This is a genomic window from Micromonospora sp. AMSO12t (assembly GCF_008806585.1).
Classification (GTDB): domain Bacteria; phylum Actinomycetota; class Actinomycetes; order Mycobacteriales; family Micromonosporaceae; genus Micromonospora; species Micromonospora reichwaldensis.
In genome coordinates this window covers 1-16,882 of record NZ_WAAS01000136.1, presented here as the reverse complement: position 1 = coordinate 16,882, position 16,882 = coordinate 1, and the positions used below count along the sequence as shown (strand labels likewise).

The 16,882-nt window shown below is 75.2% G+C and carries 14 protein-coding genes; 6 read left to right on the top strand and 8 right to left on the bottom strand.

The window, feature by feature from the left end; all coding sequences use genetic code 11:
• On the top strand, positions 1-828 hold an 828-nt coding region (locus F6X68_RS19750; protein WP_151455684.1), incomplete at its 5' end, for an aminoglycoside phosphotransferase family protein.
• A 24-nt stretch (positions 829-852) separates the two neighbouring features.
• Here F6X68_RS19750 and F6X68_RS19745 read toward each other — a convergent pair.
• On the bottom strand, positions 853-1,662 hold the full coding sequence (locus tag F6X68_RS19745; protein ID WP_151455683.1) for an Fpg/Nei family DNA glycosylase: 810 nt from the start codon (positions 1,660-1,662) through the stop codon (positions 853-855).
• A 252-nt stretch (positions 1,663-1,914) separates the two neighbouring features.
• Here F6X68_RS19745 and F6X68_RS19740 point away from each other — a divergent pair, with 252 nt between their 5' ends.
• From F6X68_RS19740 to rocD, 4 genes are all read left to right on the top strand, one after another.
• Positions 1,915-3,837: a lectin gene (locus F6X68_RS19740; RefSeq protein ID WP_151455682.1), complete on the top strand. Its 1,923-nt coding sequence runs from the start codon at positions 1,915-1,917 to the stop codon at positions 3,835-3,837.
• A gap of 173 nt (positions 3,838-4,010) precedes the next feature.
• Positions 4,011-4,847 (top strand): UbiA family prenyltransferase, encoded by an 837-nt coding sequence (locus F6X68_RS19735; protein WP_225852312.1) that lies wholly within the window; start codon positions 4,011-4,013, stop codon positions 4,845-4,847.
• 341 nt (positions 4,848-5,188) lie between these two features.
• On the top strand, positions 5,189-6,004 hold the full coding sequence (gene ddaH, locus F6X68_RS19730) for a dimethylargininase (protein ID WP_192581462.1): 816 nt from the start codon (positions 5,189-5,191) through the stop codon (positions 6,002-6,004).
• A complete protein-coding gene (gene rocD / locus F6X68_RS19725; protein ID WP_192581461.1) occupies positions 6,001-7,215 on the top strand; it encodes an ornithine--oxo-acid transaminase in 1,215 nt (404 codons plus the stop codon). The genes ddaH and rocD overlap by 4 nt, the downstream gene beginning before the upstream one ends.
• Before the next feature lie 65 nt (positions 7,216-7,280).
• Here the strand turns inward: rocD and F6X68_RS19720 are convergent, their stop codons facing one another.
• Both F6X68_RS19720 and F6X68_RS19715 read right to left on the bottom strand, forming a co-directional pair.
• The gene (locus F6X68_RS19720) at positions 7,281-8,432 is read right to left on the bottom strand and encodes an FHA domain-containing protein (protein WP_151455680.1); all 1,152 of its coding nucleotides are present in this window, start codon (positions 8,430-8,432) and stop codon (positions 7,281-7,283) included.
• A complete protein-coding gene (locus F6X68_RS19715) occupies positions 8,429-8,722 on the bottom strand; it encodes a 4a-hydroxytetrahydrobiopterin dehydratase (RefSeq protein WP_151455679.1) in 294 nt (97 codons plus the stop codon). The genes F6X68_RS19720 and F6X68_RS19715 overlap by 4 nt, the downstream gene beginning before the upstream one ends.
• A 198-nt stretch (positions 8,723-8,920) precedes the next feature.
• On the opposite strand from F6X68_RS19715, the gene F6X68_RS19710 reads away from it, so the two are divergent.
• Positions 8,921-9,694: a hypothetical protein gene (locus F6X68_RS19710; protein WP_151455678.1), complete on the top strand. Its 774-nt coding sequence runs from the start codon at positions 8,921-8,923 to the stop codon at positions 9,692-9,694.
• A 58-nt stretch (positions 9,695-9,752) separates the two neighbouring features.
• Here the strand turns inward: F6X68_RS19710 and F6X68_RS19705 are convergent, their stop codons facing one another.
• From F6X68_RS19705 to F6X68_RS19685, 5 genes are all read right to left on the bottom strand, one after another.
• A complete protein-coding gene (locus F6X68_RS19705) occupies positions 9,753-10,802 on the bottom strand; it encodes an acyl-CoA desaturase (protein ID WP_151455677.1) in 1,050 nt (349 codons plus the stop codon).
• Between the two features lie 152 nt (positions 10,803-10,954).
• The gene (locus F6X68_RS19700) at positions 10,955-14,701 is read right to left on the bottom strand and encodes an SCO7613 C-terminal domain-containing membrane protein (RefSeq protein WP_151455676.1); all 3,747 of its coding nucleotides are present in this window, start codon (positions 14,699-14,701) and stop codon (positions 10,955-10,957) included.
• 47 nt (positions 14,702-14,748) lie between these two features.
• Complete coding sequence (gene cutA, locus F6X68_RS19695; protein ID WP_151455675.1) at positions 14,749-15,069, bottom strand: divalent-cation tolerance protein CutA; 321 nt, start codon at positions 15,067-15,069, stop codon at positions 14,749-14,751.
• 9 nt (positions 15,070-15,078) lie between these two features.
• Entirely contained in the window at positions 15,079-16,095 is a 1,017-nt protein-coding gene (locus tag F6X68_RS19690; protein WP_132231133.1) for a 1-acyl-sn-glycerol-3-phosphate acyltransferase, read from the bottom strand.
• Positions 16,095-16,882: patatin-like phospholipase family protein (locus tag F6X68_RS19685; RefSeq protein ID WP_151455674.1), on the bottom strand; the 788-nt coding region annotated here is incomplete at its 5' end. The genes F6X68_RS19685 and F6X68_RS19690, both read right to left, overlap by 1 nt.

The following is a 16,882-nucleotide window of genomic DNA, read 5'->3' as shown; positions in this document are numbered from 1 at the left end:
GGGCGGGAGTGGCTGGCGGCGCTGCCGGACAGGCTGGCCGCCTGCACGGCGCGCTGGTCGCTGCGGCTCGGGCCGCCCTTCCCGTACGCCTTCGCCTCGCTGGCCCTGCCGGCGGAGCTGCCCGACGGCACCCCGGCGGTGCTGAAGCTCCAGTACCCGGACCCCGACAGCGTCCACGAGGCGACGGCACTGGAGCGCTGGGCCGGGGTGGGGGCGGCCCGGTTGCTCGCCCACGACCCGGAGCGGCGGGCGATGCTGGTCGAGCGGTGCGTGCCCGGCACGCCGCTGCACGAGTTGCCCGCCGACGCGGCGCTGGACGCGGCGGTGGAGTTGCTGCCCCGGGTCTGGCGCCCGCCCGGTGCGCCGTTCACCCCACTCGCCGAGGAGGCAGCCGGCTGGGCGGAACGGTTGCCGGCCAACTGGGAGCGGGCCGGCCGGCCGTACGAGCGGCGGCTGATCGACACGGCGCTCGGGCTGCTGGCCGACCTGGTCGACAGCCAGGGCGAGCAGGTGCTCGTCAACCAGGACCTGCACGCCGGCAACGTGCTGCGGGCGACCCGGGAGCCGTGGCTGGTCATCGACCCGAAGCCGCTGACCGGCGAGCGCGAGTTCGGGGTGGTGCCGCTGGTGCGCGGCGCGGAGCTGGGGCACTCGCCGGACGCCGTACGGCACCGGCTGGACCGGCTCAGCGCGGAGCTGGGCCTGGACCGGGAGCGGGTGTGGGGCTGGACGATCGGACAGACGCTGGCCTGGAGCTTCGGCGAGGGGCAGGTCTTCCCGCACCAGGTCGAGGTGGTCCGCTGGCTGCTCGCCGCGCCTCCCCGGTGAGACCGACGTCGGCGTGGGCGGCGGTCAGGACGGTTGGCAGGTGGGGCACCAGTAGAGGTTGCGGCCGGCCAGTTCGCCCCGGCTGACCGGCGTGGCGCAGACGTGGCAGGGGTCGCCGGGGCGGCGGTAGACGTACACCTCGCCGCCGTGCCGGTCGACGCGGGCGGGGCGGCCCATCGCCTCGGGCAGGTGCGTGTCGCGGACGGTGTCGATGCGGCCGCGCGTGACGGCGAGCCGCATCAGCGCCACCAGGTCGGCCCAGAGCGCGTCCCAGCCGGCGCGGGTCAGCCGCCGGCCGGGCAGCGTCGGCGGCAGCCCGGCCCGGAACAGCGCCTCGGTGACGAAGATCAGCCCGGTGCCGGCCACCACCGACTGGTCGAGCAGCAGCGCGGCCAGCGGCGTGGGGCTGCGGGAGATCCGGGCGTACGCCCGCTCGGGGTCGGCGTCGGCGCGCAGCGGGTCGGGGCCGAGCCGGGCCCGCAGCGCCGCGACCTCGGGCGGGGTGAGCAGCTCGCAGGCGGTGGGGCCGCGCAGGTCGAGCCAGTGCCGGTCGCTGGTCAGCCGCAGCCGCACCTGGCCGACGGGCTCCGGCGGCTCCCCGGCGCCGTCGGCGAACCTGCCGTAGAGCCCGAGGTGCACGTGCAGGGTCAGCTCGCCCGCGTGGTGGTGCAGCAGGTGCTTACCGTACGCCTCGGTGCTCTCCAGGACGGTGCCGGAGAGGCGGGCCGCGCCCTCGGCGAAGCGGCCCTGCGGGCTGGCGGCGTGCAGCTTGTCCCCGCCGAACAGCTCGGCGTGCCGCGCCGCCAGGCGGTGGATGGTGTGTCCCTCTGGCACGGGTGCCAAGGATAGCCAGCGCGCCGGGGACGAAGGTCGGCGCGGGACCGGGTGGATCCCTGCTGCCGCACGCGTGCAGCGCGCCGGACAGACAGTCGGGCAGATTCATTGACTTCTATTACGAAGGAATATTAACTGGGTCTCACGGAGGTTCGGACAGGTCCGGGCAATCCGTGACATAAACGCGCCCGTTACCGGCCGGTTCGTGCGTTCGCACATCGCCATCACCGCCGCGCGAGAGGAAGACACCCGATGTCCACCACTCCCGTACCCGCCACGGCGGGTCACCGCCGGCGAGCCCGGCGCCGAGTCGCGTCCGCAGGCGCCGGCCTGCTCGCGCTCGTCACCGCCGTGGCCGCCGCCACGGTCACGCTGCCGGCGCCGGCGTCCGCCGCCAACGAGCCGGTGAACGTCTGGCTGACCACCACGACGGACCCCGGTGGCCGCCAGGTGAGCCGGGGCCTCCAGCAGCAGGCCCCGCTCGCCTTCGCCTCCTCCAGCGGCGGCGCGACGCACACCGTCACCGTCAACGAGAACACCCGCTACCAGCAGTTCGAGGGCGGTGGCGCGTCGATCACGGACACCACCGCGTACCTGTTCCGGGGCGGGCCGATCAGCGCGGCCACCCGCGACGCCGTGATGCGCAAGCTCTTCTCCCCGACCGACGGCATCGGGCTCTCCTTCGTCCGCAACCCCATCGGCGCCTCGGACCTCTCCCGCCCCGGCAACGTCTCCCTCGACGACACCTGCTGCGACCTCAACGACTTCTACAGCAACGGCTACGACACCAACGTGCGGCTGCTCACCGCCCAGGCCCGGTCGCTCAACCCGGAACTGCGGGTGAAGGGGGTGCCGTGGAGCGCCCCCGGCTGGATGAAGGACAACGGCCGGATGGACCAGATGGGCTGGCTCAAGTGGGAGTACTACCCGATGTACGCCCAGTACCTGGTCAGGTACGTGCAGACCTACCAGGCCGCCGGCATTCCGGTGAACTACCTGTCGGTGCAGAACGAGCCGAACTGCTGCAAGCCCGCCGCGCCGACTGAGATGAACTACCCGGGCATGAGCTGGAACGGGCCAGGGCTGGTCGAGTTCACCAAGAACCACCTCTACCCCGCGCTGCGCGCCGCCGGCCTCGGCACCAAGGTCCTCGTGCACGACTGGAACTACGGCGACCACCCCAACTTCGGGGCGGTGCTGCTGGCCGACCCGGGCATCCGCAACGACCCGCTCTTCGGCGGCATCGCCTGGCACGGCTACTTCGGTGAGCCGTCCGTCGGCACCCAGGTGCGCAACCAGTACCCGTCGGTGCGCCAGTTCAGCACCGAGCACTCGGGCGGCACCTGGATCGGCAACCAGCACAACGAGGACCTGGCCGACATCGTCAACTACGCCCGCAACTACAGCAGCAGCCTGGTCAAGTGGAGCCTCGCCCTGAACCAGAACATGGGCCCGCACAACGGCGGCTGCGACATCTGCACCGGCCTGGTCACCGTGCAGGAGGGCGGCCCCCGCGCAGGCCAGGTCGACTACACCGTCGAGTACTACACCACCGGGCACCTGACGAAGTTCGTCAAGCCCGGCGCGTACCGGATCGACTCGACCGCCAACGGCACGGTGCAGAACGTGGCGTATGCGAACCCGGACGGGTCCAAGGCGCTCATCGCGCACAACGGCGGCACCGGCGCCCAGTCGGTCAAGGTCGTCTGGGGCGGGCAGTCCTTCACGTACTCGCTGCCGGCCCGGACCACGGCCACGTTCACCTGGTCGGGCAGCCAGTCCGGCGGCGGGCGGACCGGCCCGATCGTCGGCCTGGCCGGCAGGTGCCTCGACGTCGCCGGGGCCAACAGCGCCGACGGCACCGCCGTCCAGCTGTACGACTGCAACGGCAGCGCCGCGCAGCAGTGGACGCTCGGCGCCGACGGCACCGTACGGGCGCTGGGCAAGTGCCTGGACGTCCGGGACAACGCCACCGCCGACGGCACCCGGACCCAGTTGTGGACCTGCACCGGCGCCGCGAACCAGCGGTGGACCGCGACGGCGGCCCGCGACCTGGTCAGCGCCAGCGCGAACAAGTGCCTGGACGTGGTGGACAACAGCTCGGCCAACGCGACACCGACCCAGGTCTGGACGTGCACCGGGGGCGCGAACCAGAAGTGGACGGTGCCCGCCTGACACGCCTCGACCCGGCGTGGGGTGCCCGCCCGGCGGCCTGCCGGGCGGGCACCCCTCGGAGAACGGCCGGCCGGGTATCCGTGTCGGAGAACGACCACCTGGGTATTGCGGACGTGTACCGCGTGGGCGGCAAGTCTTTGCATCGGCCACCACGCATTCACGAGGAGGTGTGTGTGGTGAAGATTCCCTCGCTGTCCCGCAGGTCGGAAGAGGCGCCGACACGGGACGAGAACCTCGACGGCCGCGTCGACGACCGTGACGCTCCCGCCGGCACCGGCCGGGACGGCGCGCTGCGGGCCGACGCGGACGGCGGCAGCGGGCCCAGCCGTCCGATGGTCACCGACCGCGACGGCGAGCAGACGACCTACCGCAGCAGCGCCGCGCCCGACGGCGCCGGGCGGGACGGCGCCGCCGAGCGGCGGGCGGCCGAGCGGGCGGCCGTCGCCCGGGCGGCCACGGCCCGACCCATCGACGACGACCGACGCGCCCCCCGGAGCACCGAGCCCGACCCGGCGCTCGAACGGACCCTCGACGGTCGGACGACCGATCTGGACCGGAACGCGGCGCTGGGCGCCCGGACGGACCGGGACCGCGCGGTCGACGGGGACACCGTGGAGCGGCCCGTCGACCGCGACGGCGACGGCGTCCCCGACCGCGAGCCGGAGCGGCCGGTGGTCGCCGGCCCGAAGCCCCGAGCCAGCATCCTCGCCACGCTGGGGCTGATCGTCGGCGTGGCCGGGGCGCTCTTCGTGCTCACCGGCAGCCTCGCCGGGTACGGCATCGCCCTCGGCGCCCTCGGCGCGGTCCTCGCGGTGCTGGGCCTGATGGCCACCCGTCGCCGGCACATCGCCGGCAAGACCGACGCGCTGCTCGGCGTCGCGCTGGGCCTCGGCGCGGTGGTGCTGGGCGTGCTGGCGATGACCGGCCAGTTCGACTGGCCGACCACCGACGGGGACTGGGTGCAGCGGTTCCGCGAGTGGCTCGACTCACAGTTTGTGGACCGCTTCTAGCGGGCACTGTTCGGCTCGCCGGCGATGCGCCGGCAGCGCCGGTGGTTCACCGGCGACGCCCGACCAGCCTGGTGGTTCACCAGCCGGGCAACCCTTTTTCGGGGGCGGCGGTTCGCCGCCCCCGAAGTGTTTTCCGGGCCCGCATTTCGGCCGGGCACACCGACAGGGCCCGATACGCAACGAACCATCGTTCAGCACTCCCCAGACGCAACGTTCCGTCGGCCTGCGCAACTTCCAGCGGTGGATTCCACCATCAGCGCCGCATAACGTTGAGCAACGGCGCCAGCCCGTGGGCCGAAGGTGGCCGGGCGCGCCCGACCCCTGGGAGCAGGACAATGACGATGGACGCCACCAGCCAGCGCTTCCTGATGTGCCGGCCGACGTACTTCGCCGTCGACTACGCCATCAACCCGTGGATGGACCCGACCGCGCCGGTCGACGCCGACCTCGCCGTCCGGCAGTGGGAGCAGCTGCGCCAGATCTACCGGGACCTGGGCCACACCGTCGAGGAGATCGCTCCGGTGCCCGGCCTGCCCGACATGGTGTTCGCCGCCAACGGCGGCACGGTGATCGACGGCAAGGCGATGGCCGTGCAGTTCCGCGACCCGCAGCGCGCCGACGAGGCCCCCGCCTACCGCGCCTGGTTCGAGGCCGCCGGCTTCGAGAGGCACGACCCGAAGCACGTCAACGAGGGCGAGGGCGACATCCTGCTGGCCGGCGACTTCCTGCTGGCCGGCACCGGCTTCCGCACCGCGCACGCCTCGCACGCGCAGCTCCAGGAGGTCTTCGGCTACCCCGTGGTGACCATGCAGCTGGTCGACCCGCGCTTCTACCACCTGGACACCGCGCTCACCGTGCTCGACGAGCGGACGGTGGCGTACCTGCCGGAGGCGTTCTCGCCGGGCAGCCGGGCGGTGCTGCGCCGGCTCTTCCCCGACGCGGTGCACGCCACCCTCGCCGACGCCGAGGTCTTCGGGCTGAACGCGGTCAGCGACGGCCGGCACGTGGTGCTGCCGGAGCAGGCCACCGGCCTGGCCGCGAAGCTGCGCGACCGGGGCTACGAGACGATCGGTGTCGACCTCTCCGAGCTGCGCAAGGCCGGCGGCGGACCGAAGTGCTGCACGTTGCGACTCCGTCAGGGAAAGGCGAGCCAGTGATCGACGACATGCTGCGGACGCCGGAGGCGATCCGCGACGCGGAGCGGTGGACCGCGCACAACTACCACCCGCTGCCGGTGGTCATCTCCTCCGCCGAGGGCTCCTGGCTGACCGACGTGGACGGCCGCCGCTACCTCGACTGCCTGGCCGGCTACTCGGCGCTGAACTTCGGCCACCGCCACCCGACGCTGATCGCCGCCGCGCACGCGCAGCTCGACCGGCTGACGCTCACCAGCCGGGCGTTCGTCCACGACCAGTTCGCCGACTTCTGCCGCGAGCTGGCCGAGCTGTGCCGCAAGGACCTCGTGCTGCCGATGAACACCGGCGCCGAGGCCGTGGAGACCGGCATCAAGGTCGCCCGCAAGTGGGGCTACCAGGTCAAGGGCGTCGCGCCGGGGCAGGCCAACATCGTGGTGGCCGAGGGGAACTTCCACGGCCGGACGACCACCATCGTCAGCTTCTCCACCGACGAGGACGCCCGGGCCGACTTCGGGCCGTACACCCCGGGGTTCACGGTCGTCCCCTACGGCGACCTGGCGGCGCTGACCGCCGCCATCGACGAGAACACCGTCGCGGTGCTGATCGAGCCGATCCAGGGCGAGCAGGGCGTCGTCGTGCCGCCGGAGGGCTACCTGCCGGGCGTACGCCGGGTCTGCACCGAGCAGAACGTGCTCTTCATCGCCGACGAGATCCAGTCCGGCCTCGGCCGGACCGGGGACACCTTCGCCTGCGACCACGAGGGCGTCACGCCCGACATGTACCTGCTGGGCAAGGCGCTCGGCGGCGGCATCGTGCCGGTCTCCGCGGTGGCCGCGAACGCCGACGTGCTCGGCGTGCTCAGGCCGGGCCAGCACGGCTCCACGTTCGGCGGCAACCCGCTGGCCTGCGCCGTCGCCACCGAGGTCGTCCGGCTGCTGGCCACCGGCGAGTTCCAGCGGCGCTCGACCGAGCTGGGCGCCCGGCTGCACGCCGGCCTCCGGTCGCTGGTCGGCAGGGGCCTCGTCGCGGTGCGGGGCCGGGGCCTGTGGGCCGGCCTCGACATCGACCCGGCGCTGATGAGCGGCCGGGAGGCGTGCGAGCGGCTCGCCGAGCGCGGGGTGCTCGCCAAGGACACCCACGGCGCCACCATCCGGCTCGCCCCGCCGCTGGTGATCACCGAGGAGGAGATCGACCACGCGGTCGCCCAGCTCGCCGCGGTGCTGGCCGGCTGAGCCCCGTACGACACGGGCGGGCGTCGGGACCACGGTCCCGGCGCCCGCCGTCGTCTCCCGGCGGCTCAGCGGGGCAGGCGCATCGCCATCGTGGGCGCCTCGGCCATGACCGACGTGGGCGTGTAGGGGGCTCCGGTGGGAAGCTCGTCGGGCCGGCCGATCTGCACCCCGGGGTAGAGCTCCACCATGTCGCCCTCCGCCAGCACCCGGGACTGCTGCGGCGCCAGCGGGACCCGGTCGCCCTCCGCCATCGACCCGCCCGGGCGGATGCCCGAGCCGTTGGTGCTCACGTCGGTCACGATCACCTCGCCGACCCGCAGCTCGAACCGGACGTGGCTGCGGCTGATCCAGCGGCGCGCCTCGTCGTTGAGCCACTGCCCGAGCGTGATCCCGCCGGCCTGGTCGGGGGCGCGGCCGACCACCGCCGGCTCCTCCTCGGTGAGCACGAAGCGTCGGCGGATCAGCCCGCCCACCCGCACGGCCAGGACGGCGCTCCGCGGTCGCGGACCGGCGTCGCCGAGCCGGGTGCCGTGCCGGGGGCAGGTCGGCACGCCGCCGCGCAGCGTGGGCGGCGGCTGGCCGGCCGGGCTGCGCTCCACCACCCGGGACAGGTCGGCGAAGGCCCCGCCGCCCCCACCACCGCCGAAGAGCGCGCAGCCGGGCTCCGCGCAGCGCCAGCGCCGGGCGAGCAGCTTCACGCCGGCCGGTGACCGGTCACCGGCGACGGGCGTGTGCCCGCCGCCGACGTGGGCGACGAAGGCCGGCCCGCCGGCGCCGGGCACCGGGGCGAGCACCCGGCCGGCCTGCTCGACCAGCCACGGGTAGCGCCCGCGCAGGCCGTCGGCCCGCACCCGGGTGAGCACGGGCAGCCCGAGCAGGTCCGCCACCTCCAGCATCCGGTCGCCCGGGTTGTCGAGCACCTCGACCAGCCCGTCGTCGGCCCACCGGCGGACCACCATGCGCTCGTTGGAGGTGAGGTCGGCGTCGGAGAGCAGGGCCCGGTGGACCACCGCGTAGACCGGGACGCTGTCCTCCTCCATCTCCCGGGCGAGGGCGTCGATCACCATGCCGAGGCGGAGCAGGCTCGCCGGCCGGCCGCCGTCGAGATCCTGGTAGCGGATCACCTCGGCCAGGTCGACGACGGCCCGGGCCAGCGACGGGTCGGTGCTGACCCGGCCCTCGATGGCGTCCAGCACCTTGCTGATCTCGAATCTCATCCGACGCTCCCCACGATCTCGTCGATCCGCCGAGCCAGTTCCAGGTCACGCCGCGTGACCCCGCCCGCCGAGTGCGTGACGCACCGGAAGGTCAGGGCCCGCCAGCGGATGTCGATGTCGGGGTGGTGGTCCAGTTCCTCCGCCGTCACGGCGACCCGGTCGACCACCGCGATGGCCGCCGGGAAGCTGGCCAGCTCCACGGTGCGGGTGATCCCGGCGGGGTCTCCCGACCAGCCCGCCAGCCCACCCAGCTCGTCTCGCACCGCCTCGGCGGTGAGCACGTCTGCCATGGGGAGACCCTACCGGGACCGGTCGCGACGACGCCGACCAGCGGCGGGAGGTGTGGCCCACCCCGGCGGCGCGGCGGTCCGAAGATCGCCACGGCATAGATGAGCGGCTGTGGACCGGCGGGGTTAGGCTGACCGGCGGCCCGGCCGGGCCCGCGACCGGCGTCGCCCCGGCCCACCCTGCGTGAGGAGATTTCCACGATGAACACTCGACGGCTGGCGACCACGGGGGTCGCGCTCGTCGCCGCGCTCGCCCTCGGTCTCACCGGGTGCGGTACGGGGACGGACACGGCTGCTCCGGCCGGCGACGGTGGCACCACCGGCGCGGCACCGGCCAGCAGCGCCCCCGCCGACGCCCGCGCCGAGCTGGCCGCCGCCGCGAAGAAGCTGAACCAACAGACCGTCAAGATGCGGCTCACGTCGCCGGTCATCAACGGCAGCGGCGTGATGGACCCGGCCACCAAGACCGGCGACATGACGCTGAAGATGGGCGCGGAAGGCACCTTCCGGATCCTGATGCTCGGCAACGACGTCTACCTGAAGGTCACCGGCATGCAGGGGATGCCGAAGAAGTGGATGCACATGGACGCCACCAAGCTCGGCAAGAGCGGTCAGCTCAACCTGATGCCCGACGGCGACCCGGGCGGCGCGAAGCAGATGGTCGACAGCGTGGTGGATGTCGAGAGGACCGCCCCGGGCAGCTACTCCGGCACCCTCGACTACACCCGCACCAAGCCCGACGACAAGGCCATCCAGGCCCTCGGTGACAAGGCCAAGGCCGTCCCGTTCACCGCCAGGGTGGACGACCAGGGCCGGCTCGTCGAGTTCGCCATCGACACCCAGGTGCTGCACGAGTCGCTGGGCACCATGATCACCAACTACTCGGACTTCGGCGCCCCGGTCACCGTCAAGAAGCCCCCCGCGGGCGACACGCAGGAGGCCCCGCAGGAGCTGATCGAGTCCATGGGCTCCTGAGCCCTACCGCACACGGAACGGGGGCGGCGCCGGTCGGCGCCGCCCCCGTTCGCGCGTGTCAGCCGCGCAGCGGCCGGCCCACCTCGTGCAGGTGCGCGAGCGCCTGACGGTACGACTCGACCAGCCCCGTCTCGGCGTACGGGATGCCCTGCTCGGCGCAGAAGGCGCGGACGATCGGCCGGGCCCGGCGCAGGTTGGCCCGGGGCATGTTCGGGAACAGGTGGTGCTCGATCTGGTAGTTGAGCCCGCCCAGGGCGACGTCGACGAGCCGACTGCCCCGCACGTTGCGGGAGGTGAGCACCTGCTTACGCAGGAAGTCCAGGTCGTCGTCGGCGGTGGGCATCGGCATGCCCTTGTGGTTGGGGGCGAACGAGCAGCCCATGTAGAAGCCCCACAGCCCCTGGTGGACGGCGACGAAGAGCAGCGCCTTCACCGGCGACATCACCAGCAGCAGCGCACCGAGGTAGCCCACGGCGTGTAGGACCAGCAGCAGCGCCTCGACGCGGCGGTGCCGCATCGGGGTGCGGAACCCGCCGTCGGAGTCCCGCCCCACGATCGCCTGCACGCTCGCCACGTGCAGGGCGAGCCCCTCCAGCAGCAGCATCGGGAAGAACAGCCACGCCTGCCGGCGGGCCAGCCGGCGACCGAACCCGCGCGTCGCGGCGGCCTGCTCGTACGTCCAGACCAGCGCGCCGGCCCCGACGTCGGGGTCCTCGTCCTCGTGGTTGGGGTTGGCGTGGTGCCGGTTGTGCTTGTCGACCCACCAGCCGTAGCTCAGCCCGACCGCCAGGTTGCCGGTGAGCAGGCCGATGGCCTCGCTCGGCCCGCGCCGCCGGAACATCTGCCGGTGGCCGGCGTCGTGGCCGAGGAACGCGACCTGGGTGGTGGCGACGGCGAGGAAGACGGCGACCAGGAGCTGCGCCCACGAGTCGCCGACCAGCCCGACGGCCGCCCAGCCCGCCGCGAAGACGCCCAGCGTGAGCACGATCCGGGTCACGTACCGTCCCGGGCGTCGCTCCAGCAGGCCCGCCCCGCTGATCCGCCGGGACAACTGCGCGTAGTCACTGCCCCGCCGTACCGGCGGGTCCGCCACCGCTCCGAGCACCATCGCGGCTCCCGTTCCAGTTCCTCGATCCCGGAGCGCGCCGGCCGGCGCGTCCCGCTCCCAGTCTCCGGCGAACGGTTGCGCTGAGTAACCCTGCCCACCCCCGGTTCGGGGGTAGGGCGAGCCCTACCCCCGGCACCCGTGACCGGGCCTGATCAGCCCATCCGGCCGACGGCGGCCCGGAGCCGGGCCAGGTCCCGGCGGCGCCGCTCGTAGGTCGTGGCGAGCCCGATCAGCGCGAACCCGCCGACGGCCAGGAAGATCCACCGGGGCAGCAGGTCCCAGCCACGGACCAGCTCGTGCAGCGCGAGCAGTGCCAGGGTCACCCCACCCAGCAGCACCGGCGCCTGCCAGCGGCGGGTCGCCCCGGCGAGCACCGCGGCGAGCGCGGCGACGCCCAGCAGCAGCCGCCGCCACGGCTGGGGGTCCGCAGCCACCAGCACGGACACCAGGCTCGGCAGCAGCCCGGCCGCGAGCCCCGGACCCAGCGCCAGCCAGCTGTTCAACCCTGGCCGGGTACGCAGCGCCACCACGCCCGCCACGAGAGCCAGCGCCGCCGCCGGCACCGTGTACGCCTCCAGCACCGCCACGTCGCCGGCGGCCAGCAGCAGCCAGCCGCCGAGCAGCTCACTGCCGCCCGCGATGCCCGCGAAGGCCCACCGCCGGCCCGCCGACTCGCCCCGGGGCAGCACCCGCAGCGCGACGGCGGCGCCCCACAGCACGCAGACCGCCGCGGCGTGGCGGAGCGAGCCCACCGCGAGCAGCAGCGCGACCAGCGCCACCGCCTGGGCCGCCGCGTCCAACGCCGCCGCCGTGGCCCGTCCCCGGCGGGCCGGACCGGCCGGGGACACCCCGACCCGACCGAGCACCGCCGCGGCGGCCAGGGTGAGTGCCGCGACGGCGAGCACGCTGAACGTGGCCGCCCGTACCGGCAGCCCGCCGGCCAGCGGCGCGACGACCGCGAGGCTGGTCGCGGCGGCCACCGCGACCAGGGCACCGCCCAGCCGGGCGTCGTCGCGGCGGGCCGCCACCCCGACCACCGCCGCCGCGACGACGAGCACGCCGAGGCCGACGATCGTGCCCGTCCGGGTGGCCAGCAGCCCGAGCAGCCCGGACGCCACCAGCACCAGACCCACCGGCAACCCGACCGGGGCGAGCAGCGGACGCGGTGCGGCCAGGGCGGCGAGCAGCACCAGGGCCACCCCGCCGAGCAGCGTGCCTACCGGCAGCACCGGCCACGGCACGCCTGCGGCCACCAGCAGCACGGGCAGCGCGGCCGCGGCGAACGGCACCGCGACCAGCGCGCCCCGCCACCAACCGGCGCCCGCAGCATGGCCGGCGCCCGCAGCATGGCCGGCGCCCGCCGACGGGACGGCGTCCGCCGACGGAACGGCGTCCGCGCCGGTGGGGCCGGTCCGCACGGCAGCCCGGTACCGCCGGCCGGCCAGCACCCCGGCCACCGCCAGCACGGCCAACGCCAGGCCCACCGGGAGCGCCCCCGGGTCGGCCCGGACCGTGGGCGCCCCGGACCAGGGCGACACCTCGCCGTACGGGGCGACGAGCGCCGTCAACGCCACCGGCAGGGCGGCGGCGGCCGAGACCACCAGCAGCCCGATGCCGGCCACCCGCAGGACGACGTCGGAGCGCACCGCACCGCCCAGCGTCGCCAGCAGGACCGCCACGGCGGCGTAGAGCGTCACCGGTTCGTCGGCCGGTACGACCAGCGGCGCCAACCCGACCGCCGTGACCGCCACGGCGACCCCGCCGGAGGCGTACGCCCGCAGGTCGGGCCAGTGCCGGCGGACCGCGAGCAGCCCGACGGGCAGCAGCGCGACGGCGGCGAGCGCCGCCCGCGCCTGCCACCAGGCCGGCGCACCGGCGGCGAGGAGGGCGACGACCGCGCCGGCCGGCACCGCGACCGGCACGACGGCCGACGCCGCCCCGGCCACCCGGCGCTGCACGGCCGTGCCGCGCCGGCCGGCCGCCGCCACGGCGGTCCCGGCGACCAGCACCACCGCTAGCGCCGCACCCGCACCCGCCGTCGCGGCGAACCCGACGACCAGTCCGTGCCCGAGCAGGAGGGTCCCTGCCACCCCCGCGGCCAGGACCGTCCAGGACCGGACGCCCGGACGCCCCACCGCGACGGCCAGCAGGCCCACCGCCGCCACCAGGTCCAGCGCCACCACCGCCGGCCAGGGCGACGGCCAGCCGGCCGGCACCGCCAGCACGACGACCGCCGCGCCGATCGCGGCCAGCGCCGGCCGGGCGGCCCTCGGCAGCAACAGTCCGAAGGCGGCCACGGTCAGCGCGATCGCCACCGGAAGCTGCCACCCCCCGTCGGCGTCGGGCCCGGCGGCGGCCCCCTGCCACGGCGGCAGCGACCGGCCGGCGGTGGCGCCGGCGAGCGCGACGGCCAGCAGCACGACGAACTGCGCCGTCCCGCCGGCCACCAGCAGCGCGCCGGCCCGGGGACCGGTCCGCCACCCGGCGGGCAGCAGCCGTACCGCGCCGGCCACCGCCACCACGACCAGCGCCGTGAGCAGCAGCGACAGGTCCAGCTCGGCGATCGGGCGGATCACCGCGCCGGCCAGCACCGGCACCAGCAGCGCGGCGGCCACCGCGCGGAACACCGCCCCGCCGGTGAGCAGCGCGGTGCCGAGCAGGGTCAGCGCCACCAGCAGCAGCGGCGCACCGGCCAGCAGCGGAACGCCGGCGGCCCGGCCGAGGGCCAGCGGTACGAGCGCGCAGCACGCGGCCACGAACAGCGCGCCCGCGTGCCCCACCCAGGCGAGGACGCGCCCGGCGAGGACCGCCGGACGCTCGCCGGACGGCGCGGGCGCCGCAGCGGCCGGGGCCACGGCACCGGCGACGGGGCCACCAACGGTCGGGCCCTCGGCGGCCGGCGGCCCGACGGCCACGGCACCGGCCGCCGGAGCGCCCCGGCGGCGCAGCGCGACCAGCACCGCCAGGTCGAGCAGCGCCACCCCCAGGAAGGTCATCGCCCAGCCGGCGGCGTCCGGCCGGGCGTCGACGACGAGCAGGGGCAGCACCGGCTGCGCGGTCACCAGGGCCGCGAACCACGGCACGGTCAGACCGCTGAGCCGGGCGTACCCGGCAGCGACCGCCGCGCCGGCCCCCCCGACCAGCGCGGCGTACCGGGTGGCGGGCCAGTCCGCCACCCCGACCAGGTCCACCGACCAGGCGGCGTAGCCGTCCAGCAGCACCAGCAGCAGCCCCACGGCGGCGAAGGTCTCCGCAGTGCCGCGCAGCCCGCGCCGCACCGCCACCAGCGGCGCGGCCAGGGCGAGGGCGGTGAACGCGAACAGGATCAGGGCCCGGCCGGCGACCCCCACCGACGCCCAGGCGACCGCCGTGAAGACCACCGCGGCGGTGCCCAGCAGCAGCCCACCGAGGACGAAGAGCAGGCCCTGCACCGTACGGGTGGAGGTCTCCGCGCCGCCGACGCCCGCACCCGCCGGCGCGGGGACCGGAGCGACCGGCCCCCGGCCCGGCCACGCCGGCGGCGGGGTTGCGGCCGGCGGCACGGTCACGGCCGGCGGCGGGGTCACGCCCGGCGCCGGGCGGGCCGGCACCGGGGTGGCGACCGACGCGGGGCGCACCGGCCCCGGAGTCGCGGGCGCCGCCGGGCGCGACACGGGGAACTCCGCCCGGACCGCGGCGGCCAGCGCCGCCCGACGGTGCCGGGCCGCGTTCAGCCGGCCGGCGAGTCCCTGGTACGCCGCGCGGGCCCGCTCGACCTGGCCGCCGAGCGCGACGATCTCCCGGTCGAGCCGGACCACCTCGGCGGCGGCCGGGTGCGGCGGTCGGCCGCAACCGGAGCAGCCGGAGCCGAGGTCGGCCGGCGCGCCGCAGGCGGGACAGGGATAACCGGTGTTCTGCACCCGGCCATCATGGTGGCCGGGAGATCACCTGACCAGAGTGCGGGTACTCAGGGCCGGGTGTGCTCGTGCACCCAGGTGGCGTAGGCGGGGTCGCCGCTCTCCACCCGGGTGACCAGGATCTCCGGCACCTCGTACGGGTGGCTGGCCCGGATCTGCTCCACCAGCGCGGCGGCCCGGTCCGGCGCGGTCTTGAACTGCACCGACCACTCGGTGCTCGTGTCCACCCCGGAACGCCACCAGTAGGTGCTGTCCACCTGGCCGCCCACCTGGGCGCAGGCGGCGAGCCGACCGGCGACGGCCGCCGCCGCCATCACGTCCGCGACCGAACGGGCGTCCACCACCGTCGTCACCACGCAGATCTGGTCCACCAGCGCACCCTACGCGGCACCGTCCCGATTGGCCGCGATCCACTCGTCGATCCGCGCCCACCAGTCGAAAAGCCAGTCGATCCGCTCCTGGCGGCCGGTCGGCACCTCCTCCGGCGGCACCGACCAGAAGCGCATGATGATCCGCTTGTCCATCGGCAGTTCCCGCCACACGTCGCCGACGCTCAGCATCCGGTCCAGGCCGGTGTGCGCCACGAAGATCACCCCGGCGTCGGGCGCGGCGTCCAGCGCCGCGAGCAGCCCGCCCGGCTGCGGGGCGAGCACGTGCCGCAACCGCTCCGCGCGCCGCGCCATCCGTTCGAGGCCGAGGCCGCGCAGCTTCTCGATGGCCCGCAGCCGGCGGCCGGGGGTGAAGTTGCCCCCCTCCGGGAAGATCACGAACGCGTCGTCGTCGTCCAGGCCGTGGGCCAGGTGCCCGATCTGCTCGGTCACCGACCCCCGGCGGTCCGGCCCCGGCGCGAGGAAGCGGTTCGGCAGCCGGTTGAGCAGCACGTCGACCGCCGGGTCCCACTGGAGGCTGTCCTTCAGCACGATCCGCGGCTCGCGGTTGAACCAGTTGACCAGGGCGTGGATCAGGATGAACGAGTCGCCCGGGCCGGCGTGCCGGCAGAGCACCAGCTCGGGCCGGCCCGGCAGGGCCGTGTCCGGGTCGGTGCCCACCACGTCGATGCTCAGGTGCAGCGCCCAGCGGGCGTGCCAGAAGAGTGCCCGCAGGAACCAGCCGGCGAGCACGTAGTGCGCCCGCTGGAAGCCGGGCGAGCGGACCCGCCAGCCGAAGCCGGAGGCCACCCAGAGCACGAAGAGCGCGAGCAGCGCCGTCGCGTCCCAGACCAGGTAGACGCAGCCGAGCCAGAGCAGGCGCAGCGGCCGCAGCCGGCCCGGGACCAGCGGCGAGGCGGCCGCCGCCAGCAGCGCCCAGACCGGCAGGGTCGTCACGACCAGGAAGGCCAGCAGCACCACGCCGGGGGCCAGGAGCAGCCGGCGTACCCACCGTGGTGGTAGGGGCATCAGTGCTCCAACTGCGTCGCCAGGTAGCGCCGGGAGGCCGTGTAGGCGCGGCTGATCCGCCGCCCCACCGCCGCCATGTCCCGGTACGCCCACGGCGTGTCGTCGCGCGGCTCCAGCCCGCCGGTGGGCAGCACGTGCACCTCCACCCCGTCGGGCAGGGCCGCCATCTCCCGGGCGAACCGGTGCCGCCGGGCGATCTCGAACGCGACCTGGGCGATCTCCCAGGGTCGCCGGGGTGGGGTCAGCGCCCGCTCGATCCGGCCCACCTGGAGTACGAAGATCCGCGTGGCGCCCACGGCGACCGCCTCGCCGATCGGGATGGAGTTCACGATCCCGCCGTCGATGTAGTGCTGGTCGTCGATCCGGGCCGGCGGCAGGAGCCCCGGGACCGAGGCGGAGGCGAGCACTGCCGGCACCAGCGGTCCGCTGTCGAACCAGTGCTCGGCGGCCCGCTCGATGTTGGCCGCGCAGCAGCGGAAGGGCACCTTGAGGTCGGCGAAGGTGGTCTCCGCACCCAGCTCGGCCTCCAGCAGCTTGCGCAGCGGGCGGGGCGAGTGCAGGTGGGTACGGGCGGCGAACCGGCGCAGTTGGCGGGCCACCGAGTCGCCGTACACCTCACTGGCCTCTGGGGAGGCCCAGAGCCGGACCAGCCGGTCGGTGACCGCCTCGGACGGTTCGGCGGCGACCAGCGCGCCGTTGACCGCCCCGATCGAGGTGCCGAGCACCACGTCGGGCCGGATGCCGGCCCGGAACAGCGCCCGCAGCATGCCCACCTCGACCGCCCCGA